The 25,509-nt window shown below is 65.7% G+C and carries 22 protein-coding genes; 15 read left to right on the forward strand and 7 right to left on the reverse strand.

Annotated features, from left to right (window positions below; translation table 11 throughout):
- Positions 1–67: 67 nt before the first annotated feature.
- Both OG405_RS15680 and OG405_RS15685 read right to left on the reverse strand, forming a co-directional pair.
- Positions 68–1,582 (reverse strand): acyl-CoA synthetase, encoded by a 1,515-nt coding sequence (locus OG405_RS15680; RefSeq protein WP_327147238.1) that lies wholly within the window; start codon positions 1,580–1,582, stop codon positions 68–70.
- Between the two features lie 24 nt (positions 1,583–1,606).
- On the reverse strand, positions 1,607–2,050 hold the full coding sequence (locus OG405_RS15685; RefSeq protein ID WP_327147239.1) for a MarR family winged helix-turn-helix transcriptional regulator: 444 nt from the start codon (positions 2,048–2,050) through the stop codon (positions 1,607–1,609).
- A gap of 127 nt (positions 2,051–2,177) precedes the next feature.
- On the opposite strand from OG405_RS15685, the gene OG405_RS15690 reads away from it, so the two are divergent.
- Genes OG405_RS15690 through OG405_RS15705 form a run of 4 tightly spaced genes read left to right on the forward strand, consistent with a single transcriptional unit; the run spans position 2,178 to position 6,261 of the window.
- Positions 2,178–3,083, forward strand: a complete 906-nt coding sequence (locus OG405_RS15690) for an SDR family NAD(P)-dependent oxidoreductase (RefSeq protein ID WP_327147240.1) — start codon at positions 2,178–2,180, stop codon at positions 3,081–3,083.
- Positions 3,084–3,087: 4 nt separating this feature from the next.
- Positions 3,088–3,978, forward strand: coding sequence for an amidohydrolase family protein (locus tag OG405_RS15695; protein WP_327147241.1), 891 nt, complete (start codon positions 3,088–3,090; stop codon positions 3,976–3,978).
- A complete protein-coding gene (locus OG405_RS15700; protein WP_327147242.1) occupies positions 3,975–4,430 on the forward strand; it encodes a MaoC family dehydratase in 456 nt (151 codons plus the stop codon). Before OG405_RS15695 ends, OG405_RS15700 begins: the two co-directional genes overlap by 4 nt.
- Before the next feature lie 10 nt (positions 4,431–4,440).
- Positions 4,441–6,261: an acyl-CoA dehydrogenase gene (locus OG405_RS15705; RefSeq protein ID WP_327147243.1), complete on the forward strand. Its 1,821-nt coding sequence runs from the start codon at positions 4,441–4,443 to the stop codon at positions 6,259–6,261.
- A 179-nt stretch (positions 6,262–6,440) separates the two neighbouring features.
- Here OG405_RS15705 and OG405_RS15710 read toward each other — a convergent pair whose 3' ends face one another.
- Both OG405_RS15710 and OG405_RS15715 read right to left on the reverse strand, forming a co-directional pair.
- Entirely contained in the window at positions 6,441–7,148 is a 708-nt protein-coding gene (locus tag OG405_RS15710) for a hypothetical protein (RefSeq protein WP_327147244.1), read from the reverse strand.
- Between the two features lie 76 nt (positions 7,149–7,224).
- Positions 7,225–7,755 (reverse strand): hypothetical protein, encoded by a 531-nt coding sequence (locus tag OG405_RS15715; protein WP_327147245.1) that lies wholly within the window; start codon positions 7,753–7,755, stop codon positions 7,225–7,227.
- Between the two features lie 331 nt (positions 7,756–8,086).
- Here OG405_RS15715 and OG405_RS15720 point away from each other — a divergent pair, with 331 nt between their 5' ends.
- From OG405_RS15720 to OG405_RS15735, 4 genes are read left to right on the forward strand one after another with little or no spacing between them, the layout of a single operon-like run.
- On the forward strand, positions 8,087–9,499 hold the full coding sequence (locus OG405_RS15720) for an amidase (protein WP_327147246.1): 1,413 nt from the start codon (positions 8,087–8,089) through the stop codon (positions 9,497–9,499).
- A 26-nt stretch (positions 9,500–9,525) separates the two neighbouring features.
- The gene (locus OG405_RS15725; protein ID WP_327147247.1) at positions 9,526–10,698 is read left to right on the forward strand and encodes a substrate-binding domain-containing protein; all 1,173 of its coding nucleotides are present in this window, start codon (positions 9,526–9,528) and stop codon (positions 10,696–10,698) included.
- A complete protein-coding gene (locus tag OG405_RS15730; protein ID WP_327147248.1) occupies positions 10,680–12,260 on the forward strand; it encodes a sugar ABC transporter ATP-binding protein in 1,581 nt (526 codons plus the stop codon). Before OG405_RS15725 ends, OG405_RS15730 begins: the two co-directional genes overlap by 19 nt.
- On the forward strand, positions 12,257–13,297 hold the full coding sequence (locus tag OG405_RS15735; protein WP_327147249.1) for an ABC transporter permease: 1,041 nt from the start codon (positions 12,257–12,259) through the stop codon (positions 13,295–13,297). The genes OG405_RS15730 and OG405_RS15735 overlap by 4 nt, the downstream gene beginning before the upstream one ends.
- Positions 13,298–13,378: 81 nt before the next feature.
- On the opposite strand, the gene OG405_RS15740 is transcribed toward OG405_RS15735, so the two are convergent.
- Positions 13,379–14,176, reverse strand: a complete 798-nt coding sequence (locus OG405_RS15740) for an IclR family transcriptional regulator (protein ID WP_327147250.1) — start codon at positions 14,174–14,176, stop codon at positions 13,379–13,381.
- 472 nt (positions 14,177–14,648) lie between these two features.
- On the opposite strand from OG405_RS15740, the gene OG405_RS15745 reads away from it, so the two are divergent.
- Complete coding sequence (locus OG405_RS15745; RefSeq protein ID WP_327147251.1) at positions 14,649–15,770, forward strand: NAD(P)/FAD-dependent oxidoreductase; 1,122 nt, start codon at positions 14,649–14,651, stop codon at positions 15,768–15,770.
- A gap of 100 nt (positions 15,771–15,870) precedes the next feature.
- Here the strand turns inward: OG405_RS15745 and OG405_RS15750 are convergent, their stop codons facing one another.
- Together OG405_RS15750 and OG405_RS15755 are read right to left on the reverse strand one after the other, a co-directional pair.
- Complete coding sequence (locus OG405_RS15750; protein ID WP_327147252.1) at positions 15,871–16,464, reverse strand: TetR/AcrR family transcriptional regulator; 594 nt, start codon at positions 16,462–16,464, stop codon at positions 15,871–15,873.
- 37 nt (positions 16,465–16,501) lie between these two features.
- A complete protein-coding gene (locus tag OG405_RS15755; RefSeq protein ID WP_327147253.1) occupies positions 16,502–17,725 on the reverse strand; it encodes a cytochrome P450 in 1,224 nt (407 codons plus the stop codon).
- Between the two features lie 387 nt (positions 17,726–18,112).
- Here OG405_RS15755 and OG405_RS15760 point away from each other — a divergent pair, with 387 nt between their 5' ends.
- The 6 genes from OG405_RS15760 to OG405_RS15785 all read left to right on the forward strand — a co-directional run bounded on the left by OG405_RS15760 (position 18,113) and on the right by OG405_RS15785 (position 25,493).
- Positions 18,113–19,438, forward strand: coding sequence for a bifunctional o-acetylhomoserine/o-acetylserine sulfhydrylase (locus OG405_RS15760; RefSeq protein ID WP_327147254.1), 1,326 nt, complete (start codon positions 18,113–18,115; stop codon positions 19,436–19,438).
- 180 nt (positions 19,439–19,618) lie between these two features.
- Positions 19,619–20,050 (forward strand): hypothetical protein, encoded by a 432-nt coding sequence (locus OG405_RS15765; protein WP_327147255.1) that lies wholly within the window; start codon positions 19,619–19,621, stop codon positions 20,048–20,050.
- Between the two features lie 586 nt (positions 20,051–20,636).
- Complete coding sequence (kdpF, locus tag OG405_RS15770) at positions 20,637–20,726, forward strand: K(+)-transporting ATPase subunit F (protein ID WP_327147256.1); 90 nt, start codon at positions 20,637–20,639, stop codon at positions 20,724–20,726.
- Positions 20,727–22,397 (forward strand): potassium-transporting ATPase subunit KdpA, encoded by a 1,671-nt coding sequence (kdpA, locus tag OG405_RS15775; RefSeq protein ID WP_327147257.1) that lies wholly within the window; start codon positions 20,727–20,729, stop codon positions 22,395–22,397. It begins immediately after the preceding gene.
- Positions 22,397–24,544, forward strand: a complete 2,148-nt coding sequence (gene kdpB / locus OG405_RS15780) for a potassium-transporting ATPase subunit KdpB (RefSeq protein WP_327147258.1) — start codon at positions 22,397–22,399, stop codon at positions 24,542–24,544. The genes kdpA and kdpB overlap by 1 nt, the downstream gene beginning before the upstream one ends.
- A 1-nt stretch (position 24,545) precedes the next feature.
- Positions 24,546–25,493 (forward strand): potassium-transporting ATPase subunit C, encoded by a 948-nt coding sequence (locus OG405_RS15785; RefSeq protein WP_327147259.1) that lies wholly within the window; start codon positions 24,546–24,548, stop codon positions 25,491–25,493.
- Positions 25,494–25,509 lie beyond the last annotated feature (16 nt).

The raw sequence follows: 25,509 nt of genomic DNA on the forward strand, positions 1-25,509 counted from the left end.
AGTGCCGGCCCTTCGGCGGTCCCCGAATACCGCACCGGCTGTGGGCGCCGGGCCGTCGAGCACCCACTCAGGCCGGTGAACGAAGCTTATGTTTGGCGACCTTGCCGGACCCTGTTCGGGGGAGGTCGTCGACGAAGGTCACGAAGCGCGGCAGCTTGTACTTCGCCAAGCGCGATTCCAGATAGGCGCGGAGATCGCCTGTGAAAGGTTCGGCTTGTCCGTTGAGGATGACGAAGGCATGGCCGACCTCACCCCAGGTCTCGTCCGCGACGCCGATCACCGCGCATTCCGACACAGCAGGATGCTGTTCGAGAATCGACTCGACCTCGGCCGGATAGACATTCTCGCCGCCGGAGATGTACATGTCCTTCATCCGATCGATGATGTAGATGTAGCGCTCCTCGTCGTAGGCCGCGACGTCGCCGCTGCGGAACCAGCCGTCATCGGTGAACGCTGCGGCTGTCGCGTCGGGCGCCTCCCAGTAGCCGGGCATGACGTTCGGCCCCTGAATGAGGATCTCCCCCGGTTCCCCCACCTCGACATTCCGTAGCTCATCGCGGGCGATCCGCACGTCGGTGAAGAAATGGGGGACCCCGGCAGTACCGATCTTCTGTGTGCTGGCCACACTGCCGACGATCATGGTGCCGGGTGCTGCCTCGGTCATTCCGAAGCCCTGCAGAAAGGTCAGATCGCGCTGCTGGAACGTTTCGATCAGGCCACGCGGCACAGGAGCTCCACCGGTCACGAGCAAGCGGACCGACGAGAGATCCGCTGTGGTCCAGCGAGGCGTATCAGCGAGGCCCGCGAACATGCTCGGCACGCCGAACATGAAAGTCACCCGATGCCGCTCGATCAGGTCGTAGCAGGCATCGGTGTCCCAGCGGTCCATCAGAACCGCGGTGCCACCTTTGAGAATGGTCGGCAGCATCGTCATGTTCAACGCGGCGACATGGAACAGCGGTGCGCTCACCAGCGTGATCTCGGTGCTGGCGACGTCGATGTCGACGACGACATTCATACAGTTCCAGGTGATATTTCCGTGCGTGAGTGTGGCGCCCTTCGGCTTCCCGGTGGTGCCGGACGTATACAGGATGAGGGCAGGGTCACGCAGGTCCACCGCCTCGTCGAGTTCGGTCGAGTCGGCACCCTGTAGCAGGGTCTCGTAGTCGTGGGTATCGGCCGGGGATGCAGCGTTCTCGCTGATGAGGATTCGAACCGTACCGCCCAGGAGTTGTTGTGCGGTCGCTGTATTCGCAGGCGCGGCGATCAACACCTGTGCGGTGCAATCGTCGAGCTGGTAGCGAAGCTCGGCGGTGGTCAGTCGAGTGTTGAGCGGGACGAAGATCGCCCCGAGTGCCTGGACGGCGAACATCGACTCGACGAATGAGGGCAGGTTCGGGCCGAGATACGCGACCCGACTGCCTTTCTCGACCCCGAGCCCCCGCAGTGCGTTTCCCAGCCGGTTGACGCGCTCGTGCAATTCGGCGTATGTGCGGCGCTGATCGCCGAAGATCAGCGCGGTCTGTCCGGATGAGCCGCGGCTCCGACGGGCCGGCCAGGAGCCGACACCTTGATTCCTCATTGTTCGAGTTCCTCCTGTAGGGCCCTATGTGGGGCGTTCGGTCATTGCCTTGCGGAGCAGGGTCAGCAGTGTTTGCTGCTCGCTCGGTGCGAGCATGCGCAGGGCCTCTTCCCGCGCGGCCGTGATCGCCGCCTGCGCTCGCTGCTGGGTCATCCTTCCCTGCTGCGTCGCGGTGACCTGGCGAAGTCGCCGGTCGGCCGCATCGACGGTGCGTTCCGCGAGACCGGCTGCTTCTAGCTCGTCGACCAGCGCGACGACCTGGCTCGAGTCGAGCCCGAGTTGTTCTGCGAGTCGGCGTTGGGGGATGCCCTCATTGGCGCAGAGGAGGGCGAGCATGGCGAACTGGCGGACTCTGAGCTCATGGGGGACGAGGTGTTCGTTCGTTTTGCGTACGACGATTCCACTCAACCTGGCGAGCAGGAAACCCGCGTCCTCGGCAAGCGCTTCGAAGTCTGTCAGCTGGCCCATCCGTGCACCTCCATACATTCATAAATGATTGAAACTGTCATCTATTGACAGTCACATCTACTATCAGTTAGATAAACAACTATTGAGATGTTCAACGAATCTACCTAGATGTATCAGGGAAGGCAAGATGGATCTGCAGGGCAAAGTGGCGGTCGTCACGGGCAGCGGGCAGGGTTTGGGGCGCGCGTACGCCCTGGGACTCGCACACGCGGGGGCGCGAGTCGTCGTCAACGACATCGATGCGGAAAACGCTCGAAAGTTGGTCGCCGACATTCGCCGCGACGGTGGAGAGGCGGTCGCCGAGGTCGGGGCGGTGGGCGCTACCGAGGTCGCCGAGCGGATCGTCCGACGCGCCGTCGAGGCCTATGGACACCTCGATGTATTCGTCGCGAACGCGGGCATACTGCGGGACTCCGTCGTCTGGAAGATGACCGATGACGATTTCGACAAGGTGATCGAAGTCCATCTACGCGGCACATTCACCTGTGTACGCGCGGCATCGAATGTCATGCGCGAGCAAGGTGCGGGCGGTCGCATCATCTGCGTCGGATCACCGACCGGTCAGCAGGGGCTCTTCGGTCAGTCGAACTATGCCGCCGCCAAGGCAGGCATCGTCGGGATGGTGCGCACGTGGGCCATGGAACTCCAGAAGGCCGGGGTGACGGTCAATGCCATAGTCCCGGTAGCCGCCACGGGAATGACGGAGACCGTTCCGTTTCTCGCTCCCTATGCCGCGGCGCTGCAGGCCGGAGAAGCGCTACCGGCGAAGGTTCGTCGCGGCCTCGGCTTCGGGTCGCCCGAGGATGTCGCCGGCCTCGTGACCTTTCTGGCGTCCGACGCAGCGTCCTACATCACCGGTCAGGCAATCGGAATCGGCGGAGACCGGGTGACGGTCTGGTCGCATCCCACGGAGGTCGTGACTGCGGTGACAGATGAAGGGTGGTCCGCCGATGATCTCCACGACGTCTGGGACGACCTGCTCCGGCATCACCTCCAGTCCGTGGGAGACCCGAAACTCCAGCGGAAGGCCTGAGCACATGCCACTGTCACTGAATCTCGACAACCTCGAGGCAATCGATGTGCACGTGCACATAGAAGTGGACGACGCCGGTCATCAGTCGCTCGGTCCCGAACTCATGGACGCCTCCTCGGACTACTTCGGAGCCGGGGACCGAACTCCGAGCGTCGACGAGATCGCCCAGCGGTACCGTGAGCTCCGGATGGCCGCGGTTGTCTTCACTGTCGATCACCAGTCGGCTACGGGACATCCCCCCATCGCCAATGAATTCGTCGCGGAAGCGGCAGCGAGACATCCGGACGTGCTCATCCCGTTCGCGAGCGTCGATCCCGCGCGCGGTAGAGAAGCGGTCGCCGCGGCCCGCCGGCTCGTCACCGACCACGGCGTTCGCGGGTTCAAATTCCACCCCAGCCTCCAGGCGTTCAACCCATCGGATACCGCGCACTTCGCGTTGTACGAGGCCATCGCCGAGCTCGGGGTACCCGCCGTCTTCCACACCGGGCAGACCGGCATCGGCGCGGGACTACCCGGAGGCGCCGGTATCCGGCTGTCCAACTCGAATCCGATGTTGCTCGACGAGGTCGCGGCCGAATTCCCCCAGTTGACGATTATCATGGCGCACCCGTCGGTGCCCTGGCAGGACGAGGCGCTGGCGATCGCGACGCACAAATCGAACGTCTACATCGACCTTTCCGGGTGGTCGCCGAAGTACTTCTCGCCCAACCTCGTGCGGCACGCCAACTCGTTGCTGCAGGACAAGGTGCTGTTCGGTTCCGACTTCCCGGTGATCACGCCGCAGCGGTGGCTCTCGGACTTCGAACGGCTCGACATGAAACCCGAGGTCCGACCGAAAATATTGCGTGACAACGCGATACGGGTACTCGGGCTGGCCCCCTCCGGAGGTAGATGATGTCGCGCCGGATACCGCTGACGCAGCTGCCCGAACTGATCGGGGAACATCTCGGTCGGAGCGACTGGTTGTCGATCGAGCAGAACCGAATAGACGCCTTTGCCGCGGCGACCGATGATCACCAGTGGATCCACACGGACCCCGCTCGTGCGTCGCACGGTCCCTTCGGTACCACAATCGCCCACGGATACCTGACGCTTTCGCTGGTGATCCCGCTCTGGGAGGCACTCGTGACGATCACCGGTGTGACGACGAAAGTGAACTACGGGCTCGAGCGGGTTCGGTTCCCCGCGCCGACCCCGGTCGGCTCCCGTGTCCGACTCGGTGTCGTCCTGCGTGATGCGACGCATATCGCCGGCGGACAGCAGATCCTCCTCGACGCGACCGTCGAGGCCGAGGGGGTCGAGAAGCCGGTATGTGTCGCACAGCAGGTCTTCCGCTTGTACGAATGAGGGCCTCCAGGTGAATCATTACCGCAGCAACCTACGAGATCTCTACTTCAATCTGTTCGAGGTCCTCGGGCCCGCGCGGACGTCGCGGCCGAGTCGCGAACTCGACGACGAGGCAACCGCGCGGGAGGTGCTGGCCGAGGCGGCTCGGCTGGCGGAGGGGCCGATTGCGGCCTCGTTCACCTATGGTGATCGGCAAGCACCCGTCTACGACCCTCGAACCTGTTCGGTCACTCTCCCCGAGCCGGTACGGGCCGCTTTCCGAGTCCTGCACGCCGCGGGTTGGTGGCGCGTGGATGTGCCCGAGGAACTCGGGGGCATCGACGTGTCGCGGCCGCTGGCGTGGGCGGTCAACGAACTCCTCGTCGGAGCCAACCCGGCGTTGCAGCTCTACCTCGCCTCTGTCGTTTTCGCCTCGACCCTGCACAGACACGGCACCCCCGCACAACGTCGCATGGCCGTTCGGATCATCGAGCGAGGCTGGGGCGCCACCATGGTTCTCACCGAGCCGGAAGCAGGTTCGGACGTCGGCGCGGCCAGAACCCGTGCCGTCCAGCAGCTCGACGGCTCCTGGCATATCGAGGGTGTCAAGCGGTTCATCACCTCGGCGGAGCACGACCTCACCGAGAATATCGTGCACCTCGTTCTCGCGCGGCCCGTCGGAGCGCGCAACGGGACCAGAGGGCTGTCCATGTTCATGGTGCCGAAGTTCCACGTCGATCCGCGAACAGGGGAACTCGGTGCCCGAAACGGCGTGTACGCCACCAACTTGGAGCAGAAGCTGGGCATCAAGGCTTCGGCGACATGTGAGCTGACGTTCGGTGCGCGGGAACCGGCCCTCGGGTGGCTCGTCGGTGACGTCCACGACGGAATGAAGCAGATGTTCGAAATAATCCGGCATACACGCATGCTCGTGGGAACCAAAGCGATCGCTACCCTTTCGACCGGCTATCTCAACGCTGTCGAATACGCGCGGACCCGGGTGCAGTCCGCAGACCAGAGGCACTTCAACGATGCCGATGCGCCGAGGGTCGCGATCATCGAACATCCCGAAGTGCGCCGGACCCTGCTCCTCGGTAAGGCCTACGCCGAAGGGTTGCGCGCGTTGGTCCTCTATACAGCGTCCTGGCAAGAGCTCGCGACCGGCGACGAACTGGACAGCAACGCTCGTGATGCCTCAGCGATCGTGGATTTCCTACTGCCTGTTGTGAAGGGCGCCGGAGCCCAACGGGCCGACGAGCAGCTCTCGCAACTACTCCAGGTATTCGGCGGGTCCGGGTACCTTCAGGACTTCCCGATGGAGCAGTACGTCCGCGATGTGAAGGTCGATTCCCTGTACGAGGGCACCATGGCGATCCAGGCCAACGATCTGCTATTGCGCAAGGTGATCCGTGACGACCGACGGGCGTGGCGCCTGCTCGCCGCGGAGATCCGTTCGCACGCGGCCGCCGCCGGCTCGTGCGAGGAGCTCCGGCGCGCGAGCAGGGAGGTGGATCGGGCGCTGGACAATGTCGCAGAAATGATCGAGGTCCTGACCGACCGGTGGGCGCGGCGACACGACGCGGCGCGGTATGCCCGTCGAGTAGGCGAAGAATCTGTGCGACTCCTGCTCTCGGTAGGCGACCTGCTCGTGGGTTATCTGTTGCTTCGGCACGCTACGGTCGCCCACGCACAGCTTGCTGCGGGAGAAGCGGGCGACGACCGTTCCTTCTACGAGGCGAAGATATCGGTCGCACGCTTCTTCGCGCGTTCTGTACTTCCTGAACTCGCTGCGCGCAGGGAAATCGTCGTCGACGACGACGAGCTCACCGAACTATCCCCGGAGGCATTCTGACGCGCAGGTCGACTGGATTTCATTGCCCTCGCGATGACATTCGGGCTTGTGTTCTTCAGATCTCGGCTGCGAGTTTCAGGTAAAAGTGGGGAATTCGATGGCCGCCGACGACGCTCCCTCCTGGTCCGGCGAATAAGCTACCTACAGCAATTCCGTTTCCGGTAGACCGGCCGAAATGTTTATTGCGCGGGCGCTGCGTGTGCTGCTCGCTGGGCCTGGATGTCGTTGTACTTCTGTGTAGCGACGGCGATGCCGACGGGAAGTCCGACTGCTACAGAGCCGACCGAAGCTCCGAATCCGCCGACGGCGACCGAACCGACGACACACCCTGTGATCGCGCCGGGAATGGTCAGCACTCCGCCCGAGACGACGGTGGTGAGAGCACCGCCGGTGACCGCACCCAGCGGGCAGCCGACCGCGATGCCGATCAGGCCGCCGGCCGCTGCCCCGGTACCGGCGGCAAGGCCGGTGTGCGGTCCCGCGGCATTCCACGCGGCGCGGGCGTCAGCGAGGAAGTCCCCACCGGGAGCGGCTACCTGGACGGCTACGGCCGAGCTCTCGATGGGGGCCGCCGCCATATCCGCCGTGGCGGCGGCAGGGTTGCCGAGCAGTGGCCGGCCGGAGGTATCCGCAGCATGCAATTCGGTTCCGCGCATGGTCAAAGTCCCCAGGGGGGTGGTGAGCACACTGCGGTTTTCCGGAGCGTAACCGGTGTAGTGCACGCCGGGGAGCGCCTCGACTCCGACGGGGTGACGGTCGGAGGATTGCGGGGCTGCCGGCCGGCCCGGGTCGGCACCGGCTGTCGCGGTGGCGAGTGTGGTGACCGCGAGGGCAGTGAAGGCGGTGAGGACAGTGGCTTTGCTGATGGTGTTCATTCCGATACTCATATCTGGTCCGGATTCCTGTGTTCCGGATCGATCCGGAACACAGGAATCGAAGAATTATTGGCTTGGTGGGTCGGCGTCAGGAGGCCGGCATCGCGGTAGGCGCCGAAACGAGGCCCTTGGATTGCAATCCGTTGTACTGTTCGGTTGCGGCGGCCGCGAGCGCAGGCAGACCGGTGACGGCGCCGCCGATGGTGCCGCCGAGGAACCCGAGAGCACCGCCACCCAGAATGCAGCCGCCGATCACGCCGAGGGGAGTCAGGGCTCCCGCGCTCACCAGCATGGTGAGCGAGCCGCCGGTCACCGCGCCGAGTGGGCAGCCCACGATGATGCCCGCAGCCGTCCCGAACAATTGACCGTCGCCTTTGGCCGCGGCGTATGCGCCACCTGCCGCTGCGACAGCCTTGTCGATCTCCGCGCCGCGGTCCAACGGAGCGGAGGGGGCCCCGTTAACGCCTGCCGCTTCGATGGAGTCGCCGACGTCCGACACGATGGCCGGTGCGGCGAGCTCAGTGGGCTCGGTGGGCGTGGCCGACGCCACCCCCACGGTGAATGTCGTGACGGCGAAGACAAGTGTCGCCGCGGCCGTGAATCGCGTGGTCGTTTTCATAGCTCCTCATAAACAGGTCGGGACTTGCCGATGACAATTGCGGCAAACCTGGTTTGTGTTCCGAAATGTGGAACGATGTGCCCGCAGTGGGTGACAATATGGTCCGGATCACATTCGACGTGAGAATATTCTGCACAACAGAATGTGCGGTTTTCACTTGATCCAAGATCTTCGCCGCAGCACCGGAAAACTGCTTTGCCGAGGCAAAGATTCTTTCATCCAGAATCTCGAGTACGGCCAGACGGAATCTGGATATCGTTGCAATCCCCCGCTCCGAGAGCTCGACACGACCTCGTTCAGCGCGGGCGAGCCCAAAGGAGGCGGATCAACTGTGGACCCGTTCATGTCGGCAGTCGAAGTAGCTCGGCTCATCCGCACTCGTGAAGTGAGTCCGGTTGAGGTCGCGGAGTTGTATCTCGACCGCATCGACCGCTTCGACGGTGAACTCAACGCATTCGTCTGGCGAAACGACGACCAGGTTCTGGCCGCGGCCAGGGCGGCGGAGCAAGCGGTGATCCGGCGAGACGAGTTACCACCCTTCCACGGCGTCCCGCTGCCACTCAAGGACCTGACCGCAGCTGCCGGTCAACCCGATACCCGCGGCTCGCTCGGCATCTCGAACGAGCCGAAACCGGAGAACGAACTGGTGGTCGATGCGTTTCTGCGGGCGGGATTCAACTTGACGGGCCGGACCAACACCCCCGAGATGGGTGTCATGACCGTCGCCGAGAATCGGCGGTACGGAATCACCCGGAATCCGTGGAACGTCCGATACTCACCGGCCGGGTCGAGTGGGGGTGCGGCGGCTGCCGTCGCCGCCGGCCTCGCCCCCATCGCACACGGCAACGACGGCGGCGGATCACTGCGCATGCCGGCGTCGGCCTGTGGTTTGGTCGGTTTGAAGCCGAGCCGCGCGCGAGTTCCGCAGCGCGTCCAGTCCTGGTGGCTCTACTGCACCACTGACGGTGTGCTGACACGAACGGTCCGAGATACCGCGGCAGTCCTCGACTGCATCTCCGAGCCGGACCCGCTGTCGTGGTTCCAGGCACCGCCACCCGAGCGGGCATTCGTCGACGAGATCGGCCGGGAGTCCGGCAGGTTGCGAATCGGTCTGCTGCTCGACGCGCCGACGGGGCAGCCGGTGGATCCACAGTGCGAGGCGGCGACGATACAGACGGCGCGACTGCTCGAGGGATACGGGCACATCGTCGAGCCGGTAGCTCCAGAGCTGTTCAGCGGCAACGCCATCCGCGCATACGTCGAAACAGTGATTCCGGCTTCGCTCTACACCTACCCGTTCGAAGATCCGGAACTCGCCGAACCGTACAACCGACACCGGTGGCTGCAGGCCCGGCGAACGCATGCCGGTGAATATGTACAGGCCGCGCGCATTCTCGAGACCGAGTCGAGAATGGTTGTCGCGCAATGGAAACGGGACTTCGACGTCCTACTCACGCCCACCATGGCCTGCACACCCCCGCTGGCGGGAACCATCGTCGACGAAGCGAACCGATATCCCGACGAAGCACGGCCGAGCGCCCTGGCAATGGTCGCGTTCACGACTGTTGCGAGCATCAGCGGGCTACCGGCCATCAGCTTGCCGGTCCATCTCGGTCCGGACGGACTACCGGTGGGAGTGCAGCTCATCGGGTCGCCGTTCGATGAGTCCACCCTATTGCGCCTGGCAAGCGCCCTCGAACGTGACGTCGCCTGGACGACTCGTATTCCGGAGAACTTCCGGTGAATCAGGCTTTTTGGAGGCATCAGAAAATGAAGTGGATCACCCCCGGTCGGACCGCACTGACCGGTATCGCCCTCGCCTTGACACTGCTCGTGTCGTGCGCCTCGGAGGGTGGCAACGCCGCGGATCCGGCAAGTGCAGGCACTGATCCCGGGCTCGTCGCCGAGGCTACCGCGGTGACCGAGGCCGCGTACCGAGGTTCCTCCACGGAGCCCCCGGCCACCGCACCAGCACCGGCTGCCGACAAGGAGATATGGATCATCTCCGCCTTCCAGCAGGTACATGCCCTGGCTTACCAATCCGAACAACTTGTGGAAGCCGGCACGGCGATCGGCTGGACCACGCGAGTGTGCGACGGCCGCAACAACGTCAACGGCGGGTGGTCGGAATGTATCCGCCAAGCGACCGCGGCGGGGGCCGAAGGCATCGTCCTGGTCTCCGTCGACTGCGCTCCTGTCCGACAAGCACTGGTCGAAGCACGGCAGGCAAACGTGAAGATCGCCTCTTTCAGCGGTTTCGACTGCGATGACCCCACTCAGGGCGCAAGTACTCCACTGTTCGACGCCCCCGCGAGCTACCTCGCCGGTGGCGGTTCGATCGCGGACCTCTACACCCGACTCGGTGAGCTGCGCGCCGACATCGTCATCTCGAAGACCGGAGGTTCCGCGAAGGTCCTGCACGTCGCCTTCCAGGACGTGGCATTCGGGACCTATCTCGCCGATGGCTTCCGAAAGCGGATAGAGAAATGTGGCGGTTGCACGATCGTGGACACCGTGTCCATCGTGCCGCCGGACGTCCCCAACATCCGGCAGCGGTTCGAAACGGCGCTGGCGAGACATCCCGAAGCCAGTGTCGTCGCGGTCGATGTCGACTACTTCTTCGTCGCCGGGATCCAGCAGGCTCTCGTCACCGCCGGCCGCCCGGGGCTGCTGGTGCTGGGCAGCGAGTGTCAACGCAACGACCTCGACTACATCCGGAGCGGGCAGGGCGAGGAACTCTGTGTCGGCGTGTCCAGCGGCTACCGCTCTTACGCATCCATCGATTCGCTCAACCGGGTGTTCAACGGTGCGGCAGCCGTTCCGGCAGGCGTAGGCATGCAGATCGTGGACGCTGACAACAACCTGCCCGCTCCGGGTTCGGAGTACGTGGGAACGATCGACTTCTCGAGTCACTATCAGCAGGCATGGGGACGATCGCGATGACCGCTGTCGAGGAGAGAGAATTCAGAGAAAGCAGGCCGCCCGCGGTCGACCTGCGGAGTATCAGCAAGACCTTCGGCGGTGTGCGCGTCCTCCGCGGCATCGACATCGAAGTTGCCCAGGGAACGGTGCACGCACTTCTCGGCGGCAACGGCTCCGGTAAGTCGACGACCCTGAAGATCCTCGCGGGTGTTCATCAGGCCGATCGTGGCGGAACCATCGGACTGAACGGTCATCTGCACGCGTGGAACGCATACAGTCCGGCGGTCGGGAGATCAGCGGGCCTGCGGTTTGTCCACCAGGATCTCGGTCTCGTGCCGGATCTCACGGTCAGCGAGAACTTCGCGCTGGAGTCCGGCTATCCGCGGCGGCTCGGGCCGGCGATCGCTTGGCGCGCGCTCCATCGAACTACCGCAGAGCAACTCGCGCATATCGGGTCGGATATCGATCCTCGCACACTCGTGCGCGAGCTACGTCCGAGCGACCGGACCCTGGTTGCCATCGCCCGCGCACTCCGCGATACCGACACCGGCGAAACCGTGACACTGGTCCTCGACGAACCCACGGCGAGCCTGCCCGGCCACGAGGTCGACTTGTTGCTGCAGGCGGTCGAGCAGCTGCGGGCGCGCGGGCAGACGGTGATCTATGTCAGCCACCGGTTGCCCGAGGTCCTGCGCCTGGCCGATCGTGTGACCGTACTGCGCGACGGCGCGATAGTCGCCACCGCCGATGCCCACGCCGATCTCGATGAAGCCGCGCTGATCGAGTTCATGACCGGCTCCGCTCCTCGACCACAGCGGCGTGACAAGACGCCGGCTACCAAGGGCCCGGTGTTGCTGGCGGTGCGCGACCTCGCGGCCGGCCCGCTCGAATCGGTGAGTTTCGAGGTGCGCAGAGGTGAGATCCTCGGTGTCGCGGGGCTGCTCGGCTCCGGCCGATCAACCTTGCTGCGCACCCTGTTCGGCGCGCGTGCGATCGACGGAGGAAGGATCGAGGTCGATGGCGCGGCCGTCGAGTTCAGCGGACCCGGTGATGCCATCCGTGCCGGATTCGCCTTTGTACCCGAAGACCGCGCGCGCGATGCGGCGTTTCTCGAGCAGTCGCTGGTAACCAACCTCTCCATGTCGATCGTCGGTCGATATTGGCGGATCTGGCGCATGGCCCATGGCCTCGAGCGCCGGGAGGCCGGCGAGTTGATGGCCGAGTTCGACGTCCGGGCAGCCGGGCCGGACACCACTTTCACCACGCTGTCCGGCGGTAACCAGCAGAAGGTCGTCATCGCTCGATGGATCCGGCGACGACCGAAAGTGCTCTTGCTCGACGAGCCGACCCAGGGCGTGGACGTCACAGCCCGCACCGAGATCCACGCTGCCCTTCGATCACATGTTCGCGACGGTGCCAACGCCGCGATCGTCGTGTCGTCGGATTTCGCGGAATTGGCGGCGCTCTGCGATCGCGTCATCGTGGTGACGGGTGGGCGGATACGCACCGAGCTCGATGCCGCCGAGGCAACCGAGGGACGCCTCTCGGCGCTCTCACATGCAGTTGAAGGAGAATACCTGTGATTCACACTGACCAGGCCATTGCTGCCACGCCGGCGGCCGCATCCGATACCTACGTTGTGAACCGGAAATTTCCCGGCTGGCCTCGCCTTGTACAGCGGTACGGACTGCTGCTCCTACTCGTCGCCATGGCCGCTATGTTCGCCGTTCTCCCCGAATCCGGTGCGGCGTTCCGGAGCGAAGCCAACCTGCGGGCGCTCGTGGCGAACCAAGCCGTCGGGCTGGTGGTAGCACTCGCATTACTTTTCCCGATGGCCGCGGGGTTCCTCGACTTCTCGGTCGGCGCCGTGACCGCGACCACCAGTGTCGCCGCAGCGGCGGCGATGGCGCACTTCGGTCTTCCGCCCCTGGCGGCCATCAGCATGGCATTGCTCGGCGGAGTGGCAATCGGCGGGTTCATCGGTCTGCTCGTGGCGAAGTTCGAGATGAATCCGTTCATCGCGACGCTCGGGATGGCCACGCTGCTCGGCGGGGTGATCCTCGCGTACACCGATGGCCTGCAGATCACCAATGGGATTTCACCCCAGGTCACTGCCTTGGGTTCGGGGACGTGGTTCGGGATGCCGAGGATCGTGGTCGTGTCCGTGGCGATTGCCTTCGGGGTGTGGTTCGTCATGGAACACACACCGCTCGGGCGCTATCTTTTCGCCGTCGGTTCCAACTCGAACGCGGCTCGACTCACCGGCATCGATGTCGTCCGAGTCAAGTTCATCTCCTTCGCCCTGTCCGGTCTCGTTGCCGGCGCCGCGGGTGCTCTACTGCTCGCCCGGCAGGGCTCGGCGACGTCCGACCCGGGAATGAGCATGCTGTTTCCCGCGTTGACGGCCGTTCTATTGAGCACGATCGTCGTACACCTCGGGAGGCCGTCGGTGTTGGGGACGGTCATCGGCGTGCTGTTCCTGGCAGTCAGTGTCAGCGGACTGACCTTGATCGGAGCACCGGCGTGGGTAGGCCAGTTCTTCAACGGGGCCGCTCTGCTCGTCGCCGTCGGCGTGTCGAGCATCGGGAACATCGGCCGGTCGAGAGCACGCACCGGTTGACTCGACTCACGCGGTCGAGTCGACGAACTCATCTGCGCTATCGCCGGATACGGCCTTGTTCGGAGGCTGGTTCGAGTTCGTTCAGCTCTTCGTGAAGTCGGCCTGGATCGCTTTCACGGCGAGCGCGAGTGTCGCCACGATCGCGGGAAGCTTTTCCGGGTCGTAGCGAACGCTCGGCATGGAGATGGACACACCGGCCAAGGCATGACCGTCATCGGCACGGATGAGGCGTCCGATCGCGGTAACTCCACGCTCGGACACATCCTTGTTGACAACGAACCCGTTTTTGCGGATCTGGCCCAGGGTCCGGCGTAGCTGCGACAGATCAGGCCGGTCGTCATCGGGCTGGCCTGACTTATTACTATCGGAAAAGACCTGCTGCAACTCCTCGTCGGATAACTCGGCGAGCAAGAGCAGGCCTCCGGTGATCTTGTGGGCGCGAAAAACCATGCCTTCGCGGCTTCCGATCCGCAACGCTCGTGGGCTTTCCACGCTCGCGATGAACCGCGCGGTGTTGCCGGTGCGGATGATGAGGTTGGCCGACTCCCCCAGGACATCGACCAACCGATGGAGATGCGGGAGGGCCGCCGTGCGTAGCTGCGATGTCCGGGAATGCGAGTGCGCGGCCAACTCGAGTACCGGACCGGCACGGTAGCAACGGTTCTCACTCTGTACCGCGAAATCGCGATACACCAGCATCGCGAGGAGGCGGTGCGCGGTCGACCTCGCCACACCCAGGCGGTCGGCGATCTGCGACACGGTGACTTCACCCTCGAGTTGCAACATCACGGCGATGTGGAGGGCGTGGTCGACACTGGTAATCGCGTATGACGGCTGCTTCTTGAGAGGGCCCGCCATTGTTGCTCCAATCTTCTGCAATCCAGAATACGCTGTTCCTTTATATCGAAGTCGGCCACGATAGTGCGAGACCGTAAATCAGGCCCGATGGAGTTTTATGACCGACCTCGTTCAGCCACCCGGTCCCGGTCGCCACCGGGACCGCCTCATATCGGCGCGGACCGAACTGGGCATCGACTGCGCTGTATCGCGTTTTCGGACAGAATTTTCCGATATCGTCGCGGACCGCGATCGGTGATCCGATGCCGGTAGAAAACAGTCGTCCGAACACGCGGCGACACAATCCAGCTGGACCGATCCGAGCAGTTCTACCGGCTCCGGAACCGGGACCTGTGGCATCTCGATGAAGCCCGGCTGTGCCGACCGACCAGCGACCATCACTACTCCCGCTCATCCCGCCGGAACCCATCAATCCCTCTACCGAGAAACGGGATACCGTTTCCCAACGAGGGCATCGGTTCGCGGTGAACTACCGAAAGAGAAGGAATCGAGGATGCCTCATATCGTTGTCATCGGCGGCGGATTCGCCGGCGTATGGAGCGCAGCGTCGGCCGCGCAGGTTCGGCACTCGACCGGTGCCGAACTGAGGATTACGTTGATCGCGCCCAATAGCGATCTGGTGCTGCGCCCCCGACTGTACGAAGCAGACCCGGGCCGGGCCACTGTCGCGCTCGACCGCATAGTGAAACCGATCGACGTCGAACACGTCCGCGCGAGCGTTCGCCGGATCGACGTCGCGCGACGCCGGGTGACCACCGACGACGGTCGCGATATCGACTACGACCGTCTCGTGCTGGCTAGCGGCAGTCGCCTGATTCGGCCGGAGCTACCCGGTGCGGATCGATTGTTCGATATCGACACCTTGGACGGGGCTCAGCGTTTACAGGCCCACCTGGGCGAACGGCCAGGATTTCACGCGATGGTGGTCGGCGCCGGATTCACCGGGTTGGAGCTGGCGACCGAACTCGCGTCCAGAGGTCGAGTCCTGTTGGTCGACCGCGCTACCGACGTCGGTCCCGAGCTCGGCGCGGGCCCGCGGCCACAGATCCTGATGGCGCTCGACGAATTGGGTATCGCATGCCGGCTCGGCGTCACGGTCACCGAGGTCGGCGACGGCTTCGCAGCACTGTCGGACGGCTCGCGGATCGACACCGACGCGGTAGTGTGGACCGCCGGCTTGCAGGCCAGCCCGCTCACCCTGCAGATCCCAGGTCCTCGGGATCATCTGGGCCGGTTGGAGGTGGACGAGTGGCTGCGGGTCACCGATGATGTCTTCGCCGCGGGTGATACGGCCGCAGCCCGAATCGATCCGGATCACTCGACGGTGCAGAGCTGCCAATACGCGGTCCCGCTCGGCAAGACCGCCGGACACAACGCTGCCGCCGACCTTCTCGGCCTCGCGGCCCTGCCATTCGCACCGGACCCCTATGTGACCTGCCTCGACCTGGGTGCGGCCGGCGCAGTGCTGGCAGAAGGCTGGGACCGCCGAGTGCAGGCGTCCGGCTCCGAGGGAAAGAAGATCAAAGAATACATAATGCAACTGATTCACCCACCGGTCGACGACGCCGACGCCATACTTTCCGCGGCCCGGGAGATTCGAGGACGCGAAGTGTGAGCGGTCCGAGGCCACGCGTACGGATATCGCTCACACCGAGCCGAGCGGTGAGTTTCTGAGGCTCACCCGGGTAGTGGACACCGAGAGGGCCGCCCGGCAGTCAGCTGGGCGGCACCGCGAGACCGGATTCCGAGAGGAACGGAAGCAGGAAATCACGCAGCAGGGCGCGCTCCTCGTCGTCGCTCGGCAACGGCAGCGTCAGCAACGAGATCATCACCCGGATCGCCCACCCGCCCAGCCGATGCGCCGCCGCGGCGGACAGTTCGGGACGCAGTCGCGCCACGAACACGGCTACGAGTTCGTCGATCACCTCCGAGGAGTCCGACAGCCGCGCCACAATGCCCACATTCGCCGGTTCGAACCACACGGCCAGATGCGGCGTCCTGCGGACTTCGGCCAGCGTGGCGGTCATACCGTCGAGCAGTAGTTCGGCGCGATCCGGGCCGTCCAGTGGTCGGTCGCGCCAGACCCGCGCGAGGAGCTGGGCGGCCTCCCGGCCGGCGAAGGCCACGTACAGCGCCTGCCGGTTCGCGAAATAGCGGTACAGCGTCGCCCTCGAGCAACCTGCCGCCTCGGCCACCTGGGCCATACCGACCGTCCCGGCACCCAGGTCGATCACCAGGGTGCGCACCGCGTCGAGGATCCGTTCGCCGGCCAGTTCGACCCGGCCACCGGCCAGCCAGTCACCGGTCACCACAGCACCCCGGCCCTCGACCAGCCGTGTGCTCCGGTCACGGCACGCACCGGAAAGGGACACCGGTCGGCCGCCGGACATAGGGCCCCGGGGCGTAGGTGACGGCGTCGATATCGACCAGGTAGTCCGGGAACCGGTCCAGCAGTTCCTCCAACGCCACCCGGGCCTGCATCCGTGCCGCGGCCGCGCCTAGACAGTGGTGCGGGCCGTGGCCGAAGGTCATGATGCGCTGCGGGTTCCGTTCGATATCGAGTTCCGCGGCATCGGTGCCGAAGACTCGTTCGTCGCGATTCGCCGAGCCGTACACGAGCAGCACTTTACGGCCCGCGGGAATCGTTACCCCGGCCAGCTCCACGGGCCGGGTGCTGGTCCGGGCCAGGCCCTGCACCGGGGAGGTGAGCCGGGCGAATTCCTCGATCGCGACCCGGATGCCCGCCGGATCGGCGGCCAGCGCCGCACGCTGCTCGGGGTAGCGCTGCAGCAGTTGCACCGCGCCGCCCAAGAGGCCGGTGGTGGTGTCGTTACCACCGGCGACCATGGTCCAGGTGTAGGCCAGAATCTGCACCAGACCGTCGATATCGCTGTCCTCGGCACCGATTCCGGCCTGCACGAGCAGCGACACCGTATCGTCGCCCGGATCGGTGCGGCGGCGTTTGATGAGCTCGGCGAAATAACCCAGCATCTCCATCGAGGCGGCCTGGGCCTCGGCTGTGCGCTGGGTACCGGCCGCGACCACCGCGTCCGTCCAGCCGTCGAACCGGGAACGGTCCTCCTCCGGAACCCCGAGATAGTAGGCGACCACCATCGTCGGCAGCGGTTTGAACAGATCGGCCACGATATCGCCACCGCCCTGTTCGGCGAGCCGGTCCAGCCGCGCGCGAACGTACCGGCGCACCACCGGTTCCACCTCGGCGACCTGACGCGGGGTGAAACCGCGCGCGACCAGTTTGCGGAAATCGGTGTGCTCCGGCGGATCCTGCATCACCATCGGCGGATTTCCGGTGAGCCCGATCTGCTCGAGTTCGCCGTATTCGACCGTCAACCCCTGACCCGAGGAGAACGTGCCGGTGTCCCGGGCGGCGGCGTACACGTGTTCGTGCCGGGTGAGCACCCAGTAATCGTTCTCCGGCCGGTCGGTGGGCACCGCGCGATGCACCGGATCGTGGTCCCGCAATGCGGCGTACATGGACCACGGTTCGCGCCATGTCTCCCCGGAGCGCAATTCGAAGCGGGCCCGATCCTGACGCGTTTCTGCCATCATGTATCGACGGTAAGACACTCTGAACATTCTGTCTTACGATTCGGCGGATCAGCTCTCCGCCCCGGGCCACCCGCACGCTTCGGCGACCTCCGCACCGGCCCCGATGGCACCCCGATCATGTCCGCGCCGAGCGATAACACCGTTCGCGACCGACGGAACCCGGTCCGGCGCCGGACCGGCGGGAAAGGTCGACGCGCCGCGTGCCCCACGGCATCATTGAACTCAGCCCGAACATAAGGGTGGACATTTACGCCCGGCCACCCCTAGCGTGAACGGGCCGCAGCGAGGTATCGGGCCGCGGCCGACCGGAAAGCGTGCTGCACGAGGCGGATTCGCTGCATCCGGCGTGATCTGCCGTTCCCCCTCACCTACAGGAGAGTTTTCGAGATGACCGAATCCACCCCGCCGGCCGACCCGTCCGCCGGTTGGAGCTTCGAGACCAAGCAGATCCACGTCGGCCAGGACCCCGACGCCAGTACCAACGCCCGAGCCCTCCCGATCTACCAGACCACCTCCTACACCTTCCGCGATACCGCGCACGCCGCGGCGCTGTTCGGGCTGGCCGAGCCGGGCAATATCTACACCCGGATCATGAACCCGACCCAGGACGCGGTAGAGCAGCGGATCGCGGCCCTCGAAGGTGGGGTGGCGGCGCTGCTGCTGTCCTCGGGGCAGGCCGCGGAAACGCTGGCGATCCTGAACATCGCCGGCGCCGGTGACCACATCGTCTCCAGCCCCAAGTTGTACGGCGGCACCTACAACCTCTTCCACTACACACTGCCCAAGCTCGGGATCGAGATCTCCTTCGTCGAGGATCCCGACAACCTCGACGAGTGGCGGGCCGCGGTCCGGCCGAACACCAAGGCCTTCTACGGCGAAACGGTGTCCAACCCGCAGAACCACATCTTCGACATCTCGGGGATCGCCGAGGTCGCGCACGCCGAGGGCCTGCCGCTGATCGTGGACAACACGGTCGCGACCCCGTATCTGATCCAGCCGCTGGCGCACGGTGCCGATATCGTCGTGCACTCGGCGACGAAGTACCTCGGCGGCCACGGTGCGGCCATCGCCGGTGTGATCGTCGACGGCGGCACCTTCGACTGGACCGTCCGCGCCGGTGACGCGCCCCGCTTCCCGGGCTTCACCGAACCCGACCCCAGCTACCACGGTGCCGTGTTCGCCGATCTCGGCGCCCCGGCGTACGCGCTCAAGGCGCGCGTCCAGCTACTGCGCGACCTCGGCGCCGCGATCGCACCGTTCAACGCGTTCCTGATCAGCCAGGGTCTGGAGACACTGAGCCTGCGAGTGGAACGGCATGTGCAGAACGCGCAGGCTGTCGCCGAGTTCCTCACCGAACGGCCGGAGGTCACCTCGGTGTCCTACGCGGGCCTGCCGTCCTCCCCCTGGTACGAGCGGGGCAAACAGCTCGCACCCAAGGGCACCGGCGCGGTGGTCGGTTTCGAGCTGGCCGGAGGTGTCGACGCGGGCAAGAAGTTCGTGGACGCGCTGACCCTGCACAGCCATGTCGCCAATATCGGCGATGTGCGTTCGCTGGTGATCCATCCGGCCTCGACCACTCATTCCCAGTTGACGCCGGACGAGCAGCTCAGCTCGGGTGTCACGCCGGGGCTGGTCCGGCTCGCCGTGGGTATCGAGGGGATCGACGATATCCTCGACGACCTGCGCACGGGTTTCGCCGCCGTGGCCGACTGACCCCGCACCTTCACCGATCGGACCCGAAGGGCCGGACCCGCCGTGCGAGCGGCGGGTCCGGCCCTTCGGCCTTCGCATCCGCGTGCGAATCACCGAAATTGATCCATACGTAACGAGTACCGGTAGCCGATCGATCTGTGGGTGATCCACCTCACTCAATCGAAGGTCGAGAGGATGCTCATGAGAATTCTCAGCGTGTGCGTAATCGTTGTATCCGCGGCAGTACTCGGCGCGTGCGGCTCTCCCGAGCCGGATCCGGCGTCGTATACCACTGTCGCTACGGCGGTCCCGGTTCGGATCACCACGGTCCCCCTCACCGAACCCGCACTCGCGCCCGTACCGCAGCCCGTCGCGACCGAGGCCGCACCCCCAGCCGTGAAGGCGACGATGCCCGCGGTCGTCTGCATGAATCTGCAAGCGGCACAAGATCTCATCCAGACCACCGGGGTCTTCTTGTCCCGTAGCGAGGACGCCACCGGCCGGGGTCGTAATCAGGTGGTGGATCGAAACTGGGTAGTGGTCGCGCAGACACCGGAGGCCGGTTCGCCGATCGGCGAAGGCGAGGCGGTGCTGTCGGTGGTCAAAGTGGGCGAGCCGAACGACTGCTTCTGACGAGCCGGTCGCCGCGCGCCGCCGGTCCCTCCCGAGACCGGTGGGCGCGCCCCCGATTCCACTCACGACATTATGAGATGGGCAGGCACGGGGTGCCCGACGAGTACACGTGCAGCACACAGCGCACGGCCAGGATGACGGCTTGGATCAGTTCGATCGGGTCATAGGCGAACGGGTGCATGAGCAGTCCTCCGTTGTGCGTGCCGGGCGGTACCGATCGGGGGTTGCGACTCGCGATGATCGACCGGTGACATCCACGGCCGCCTCGTCGGGAAGGACGTACAGTGCGATACAACCGCTCCCCCAGCAAACACGACCGGGGGAGACACACCGCACAACAGGCGGGTGACACGCGCAAGGAAGGCGTCAATGCGGGGCAGCGGCCCGTAAAGGACGCGTCAACGTCCCCGGCCGGGCGGACGAACAGCTCGTAGCTTCGATTCGGTTCGGCAGCAGCGGTCGATCGGCCGCACGACGCTGCCCCAGGTTTCGGAACGGAGGCGAAAGTGTCGATCCTGACCTTTCTGGTGGTCACGGTCGCGGTGTTCGGTGTGCTCGGATTCGTGCAGCGAATGGTGGAGCGATTGTGAACGCCGTCAATGCCGTGGGGCTCGTCCTGGCCGTCGCGGTGACCGCGTTCCTGGTGGCCGCCCTGCTGTTTCCCGAGAGGTTCTGAGTGAGTACCACCACCGCGGGGATTCTGTTCCTCGCCGCCCTGGTGATCGCGCTGGCCGCGGTGCACGTTCCGCTCGGGGACTACATGTACCGCGTCTACACCCGCACCGGGCATTCCCGTATCGAGCGCGGTATCTACCGGATCATCGGCGCCGATCCGGCACGGGAGCAGACCTGGGGCGGTTACGCCCGCAGTGCCCTCGCCTTCTCCGCGATCAGCGTGCTCTTCCTCTTCGTCCTGCTGCTGGTCCAGGACAGGCTGCCACTGGTCCCCGCCGACCCGGGCACCCCGATGACCGCGGCGCTGGCCTGGAACACCGCCGTCAGTTTCGTCACCAACACGAACTGGCAGAACTACGCGGGCGAATCCACGCTCGGCCATCTGGTTCAGGCGGCGGGGCTGTCGGTCCAGAACTTCGTCTCGGCCGCGGTCGGGATGTCGGTCGCCATGGCGTTCGTCCGCGGGTTCGTCCGTTCGCGGGCGGGTGAACTGGGTAATTTCTGGGTCGACCTGGTACGCGGCACGCTGCGGATCCTGCTGCCGATCGCGACCGTGGCGGCCATCGCACTGATCGCGGGCGGCGTGATCCAGAATTTCCAGCTGCACGATCAGGTCGTGACCACGCTGGGTGGGGCCGAACAGACTCTGCCCGGTGGCCCGGTCGCCGGGCAGGAGGCCATCAAGAACCTCGGCACCAACGGCGGCGGGTTCTTCAACGCCAATGCCGCGCATCCGTTCGAGAATCCGGTCGCCTGGACCAACTGGCTGGAGATCTTCCTGCTGCTGGTCATCGCGTTCTCGCTGCCGCGCACCTTCGGCCGCATGGTGGGCAGCCCGAAACAGGGTTACGCCATCACCGCGGTCATGAGCGTGCTGGCGTTGCTCAGCATCGCGCTGGTCAACCTCTTCCAGCTCCAGCACCACGGCACCGTGCCGGCCGCGGTCGGCGCGGCCTCCGAGGGAGTCGAACAGCGCTTCGGCGTGGCGAATTCGGCGACCTTCGCCGCGGCTACCACGCTGACCTCCACCGGCGCGGTCGATTCCGCACACGATTCCTACACCAGCCTCGGCGGCATGATGCTGATGTTCGATATGCAACTGGGTGAAGTCGCGCCCGGCGGTGTGGGGTCCGGTCTGTACGGGATGCTGATCCTGGCGGTGATCACCGTATTCGTCGCCGGGCTGATGGTCGGGCGCACCCCGGAATACCTCGGTAAGAAGATCACTCCCCGCGAGATCAAACTCGCCGCCGGGTACTTCCTGGTCACCCCGGTGATCGTGCTGACCGGTACCGCCGTGGCCATGGCCCTGCCGGGGCAGCGCGCGTCCATGCTGAACTCCGGGCCGCACGGGCTGTCGGAAGTGCTCTACGCCTTCACCTCGGCCGGTAACAACAACGGCTCGGCGTTCGGCGGCCTGACCGGCAACACCGAATGGTTCAACACCGCTCTCGGCCTGGCCATGCTCTTCGGCCGCTTCCTGCCGATGATCCTGGTGCTGGCGCTTGCCGGTTCACTCGCCCGGCAGGGCACCACCCCGATGTCCGAGGGGACCCTGCCGACCCATCGACCGCAGTTCGTCGGCCTCGTCGTCGGCGTGACCGTGATCCTTGTCGCTCTCACCTTCCTGCCCGCGCTCGCGCTCGGGCCGCTCGCCGAGGGGCTGCACTGATGTCCACTCCCACTGTCGAATCCCCCGGTCTCCCGGCCGGCCCGCGACCCGGCCGGAACCAGGTACGCGGCGGACTGCTGGACCAGCGGCTGCTGCTGACCGCGTTGCCGCAGGCTGTGCGCAAACTCGATCCCCGCACGCTCTGGCGCAATCCGGTGATGTTCATCGTGGAGATCGGCGCCGTCTGGGCGACCGTGCTGGCGATTGCCCAACCCAGCTTCTTCGCGTGGACCATCGTGGCCTGGTTGTGGCTGACCGTGGTATTCGCCAATCTGGCCGAGGCGGTCGCCGAGGGGCGGGGGAAGGCGCAGGCCGATACCTTGCGCAAGGCCAAAGCCGATACCGTCGCCCGCCTGCTGCCCGACTGGTCGCCGGGTGCGACGGTTGCCGAGGAACCGGTCCCGGCACCGGATCTGCGGCGTGGCGATCACGTCGTGGTGGAGGCCGGGCAGATCATCCCGGGCGACGGTGACGTGGTCGAGGGCATCGCCTCGGTGGACGAATCGGCCATCACCGGCGAATCCGCGCCGGTGATCCGGGAATCCGGCGGCGACCGATCGGCGGTGACCGGCGGGACCACGGTGCTGTCCGATCGGATCGTCGTCCGGATCACGCAGGAGCCGGGCCAGAGCTTCATCGACAAGATGATCGCGCTCGTCGAGGGCGCCGCGCGGCAGAAAACGCCGAACGAGATCGCGCTGAACATTCTGCTGGCCGCCCTCACCATCATCTTCGTGATCGCGGTGGTCACGCTGCAGCCACTGGCGATCTACGCCAAGGGCAACAACCCGGGCGTGCCGGACGGGCTCGCGCTCGACAGCCACGGGGTCACCGGGATCGTGCTGGTCTCGCTTCTGGTGTGCCTCATCCCGACCACCATCGGCGCGTTGCTCTCGGCCATCGGTATCGCGGGGATGGACCGGCTGGTACAGCGCAATGTGCTGGCCATGTCGGGGCGCGCGGTCGAGGCTGCCGGCGATGTGAACACCCTGCTGCTGGACAAGACCGGGACCATCACCCTCGGTAACCGGCAAGCCGCCGATTTCGTCCCGCTCGCGGGTGTGGGTGCCGGGCAGCTCGCCGACGCGGCCCAGCTGTCCAGCCTGGCGGACGAGACTCCTGAGGGTCGTTCGATCGTGGTCTTCGCCAAACAGGAGTACGGCCTGCGCGAACGCACTCCCGGTGAACTCACCCACGCCCACTGGGTTCCGTTCACCGCCGTGTCCCGGATGTCGGGGGTGGATGTGGACGGGCACCGGTTGCGCAAGGGTGCGGCCAATTCCGTCGCCGAATGGATACGCAGCGAGGGCGGAAAGGTACCCACCGAACTGGGCACCATTGTCGACGGGATCTCCGCCGCGGGCGGTACTCCCCTGGTGGTGGGCGAGATCGCCGACGGTAACGCCCGCGTGCTCGGCGTCATCCGCCTCGCGGATGTGGTGAAACAGGGGATGCGGGAACGGTTCGCCGAGATGCGCCGGATGGGGATCCGCACCGTCATGATCACCGGTGACAATCCGCGCACCGCGAAGGCGATCGCCGACGAGGCCGGGGTGGACGATTTCCTGGCCGAGGCCACACCGGAGGACAAACTCGCGCTGATCCGGCGCGAGCAGGAAGGCGGCCGACTGGTCGCGATGACCGGTGACGGCACCAACGACGCGCCCGCGCTGGCCCAGGCCGATGTCGGGGTCGCGATGAATACCGGCACCTCGGCGGCCAAAGAGGCCGGGAACATGGTGGATCTGGATTCGGATCCGACGAAATTGATCGAGATCGTGGAGATCGGCAAACAGCTGCTCATCACCCGCGGAGCGTTGACCACGTTCTCGATCGCCAACGATATCGCCAAATATTTCGCGATCATCCCGGCGCTGTTCGTGGGGCTGTTCCCCGGACTCGACCTGCTCAACGTCATGCGGCTGGCCAGCCCGCAGTCGGCGATCCTGTCGGCGGTCATCTTCAATGCCCTGGTCATCGTGGCGCTCATCCCGCTGGCGCTGCGCGGCGTGCCGTACACGCCCAGCAGTGCGTCGAGCTTGCTGAGCCGCAATCTGTCGATCTACGGGCTGGGCGGGATCATTGCCCCGTTCCTCGGGATCAAGATCATCGACCTCTTCGTCCGATACCTCCCTGGGATGTCCTGATATGTCTCTCTCCGATCTGATCCGGCAGCACCTGGCGGCACTGCGCGCGCTGCTGGCGCTGACCCTGGTGACCGGCCTGCTCTATCCGGCCGGTATCTGGGCAGTGGGCCAGCTGCCCGGACTGCGCGACAAGGCGAACGGTTCGATCATCGAGAACGACGGCCGTATCGCCGGCAGTTCGCTGATCGGCCAGTCGTTCACCGACGCGGACGGTGCGCCGATCACCTGGTATTTCCAGAGCCGGCCCTCCGCCGCCGGGGACGGCTACGACGGGCTGGCCTCGGGCCCCAGCAACCGCGGGCCCGAGGATATCGTCGACGCTCCCGCCGATCCGGCCTTACTCGCCGCCGGTTCCGATGCGGCGGCGGCCGGATTCGAACCCAGCCTTCTCACCCAGGTGTGCACCCGCAGCCACGAGATCGGCGCGCGCGAGGGCGTGGACGGCTCGCGGCCCTTCTGCACCCCGGACGGTGTCGGGGCGGTGCTCGCGGTGCTGGGAACCTTCGCACACGACGGAACGGTCACGCCCACTCGGGTGGTCAGCGTGAACGAGCCCTGCGTGGCCGGCCGCACCGGGCCCGGCCAGGTCTTCCTGGCCGAATACCAGGGTGTGCGGGTCGAATGCGCACAGTACGGCGAGGATTATTCGGCCGGGCGGATCGTGCCCGTTCCCGGCGACGCTCCCGCCGATCCGACGGTCCCGGCCGACGCGGTGACCGGTAGCGGCAGCGGGTTGGACCCGCACATCTCTCCCGCCTACGCCGAGATCCAGGTGAACCGGATTGCCGCGGCCCGGGATATCGACCCGGCGGCGGTCCGCGACGCGGTGGTCGCGCACACCGCCGGCCGCGAACTCGGCTTCCTCGGCGAACCGCGAGTGAACGTGCTGGAACTCAACCTCGATCTGGACCGCCGTTATCCGGTTTCCGGCCCCGCGGGCGGTGCCTGACCGGTGCGCGGTGACA

This window comes from Nocardia sp. NBC_01329, from assembly GCF_035956715.1.
In the GTDB taxonomy this organism is placed as follows: domain Bacteria; phylum Actinomycetota; class Actinomycetes; order Mycobacteriales; family Mycobacteriaceae; genus Nocardia.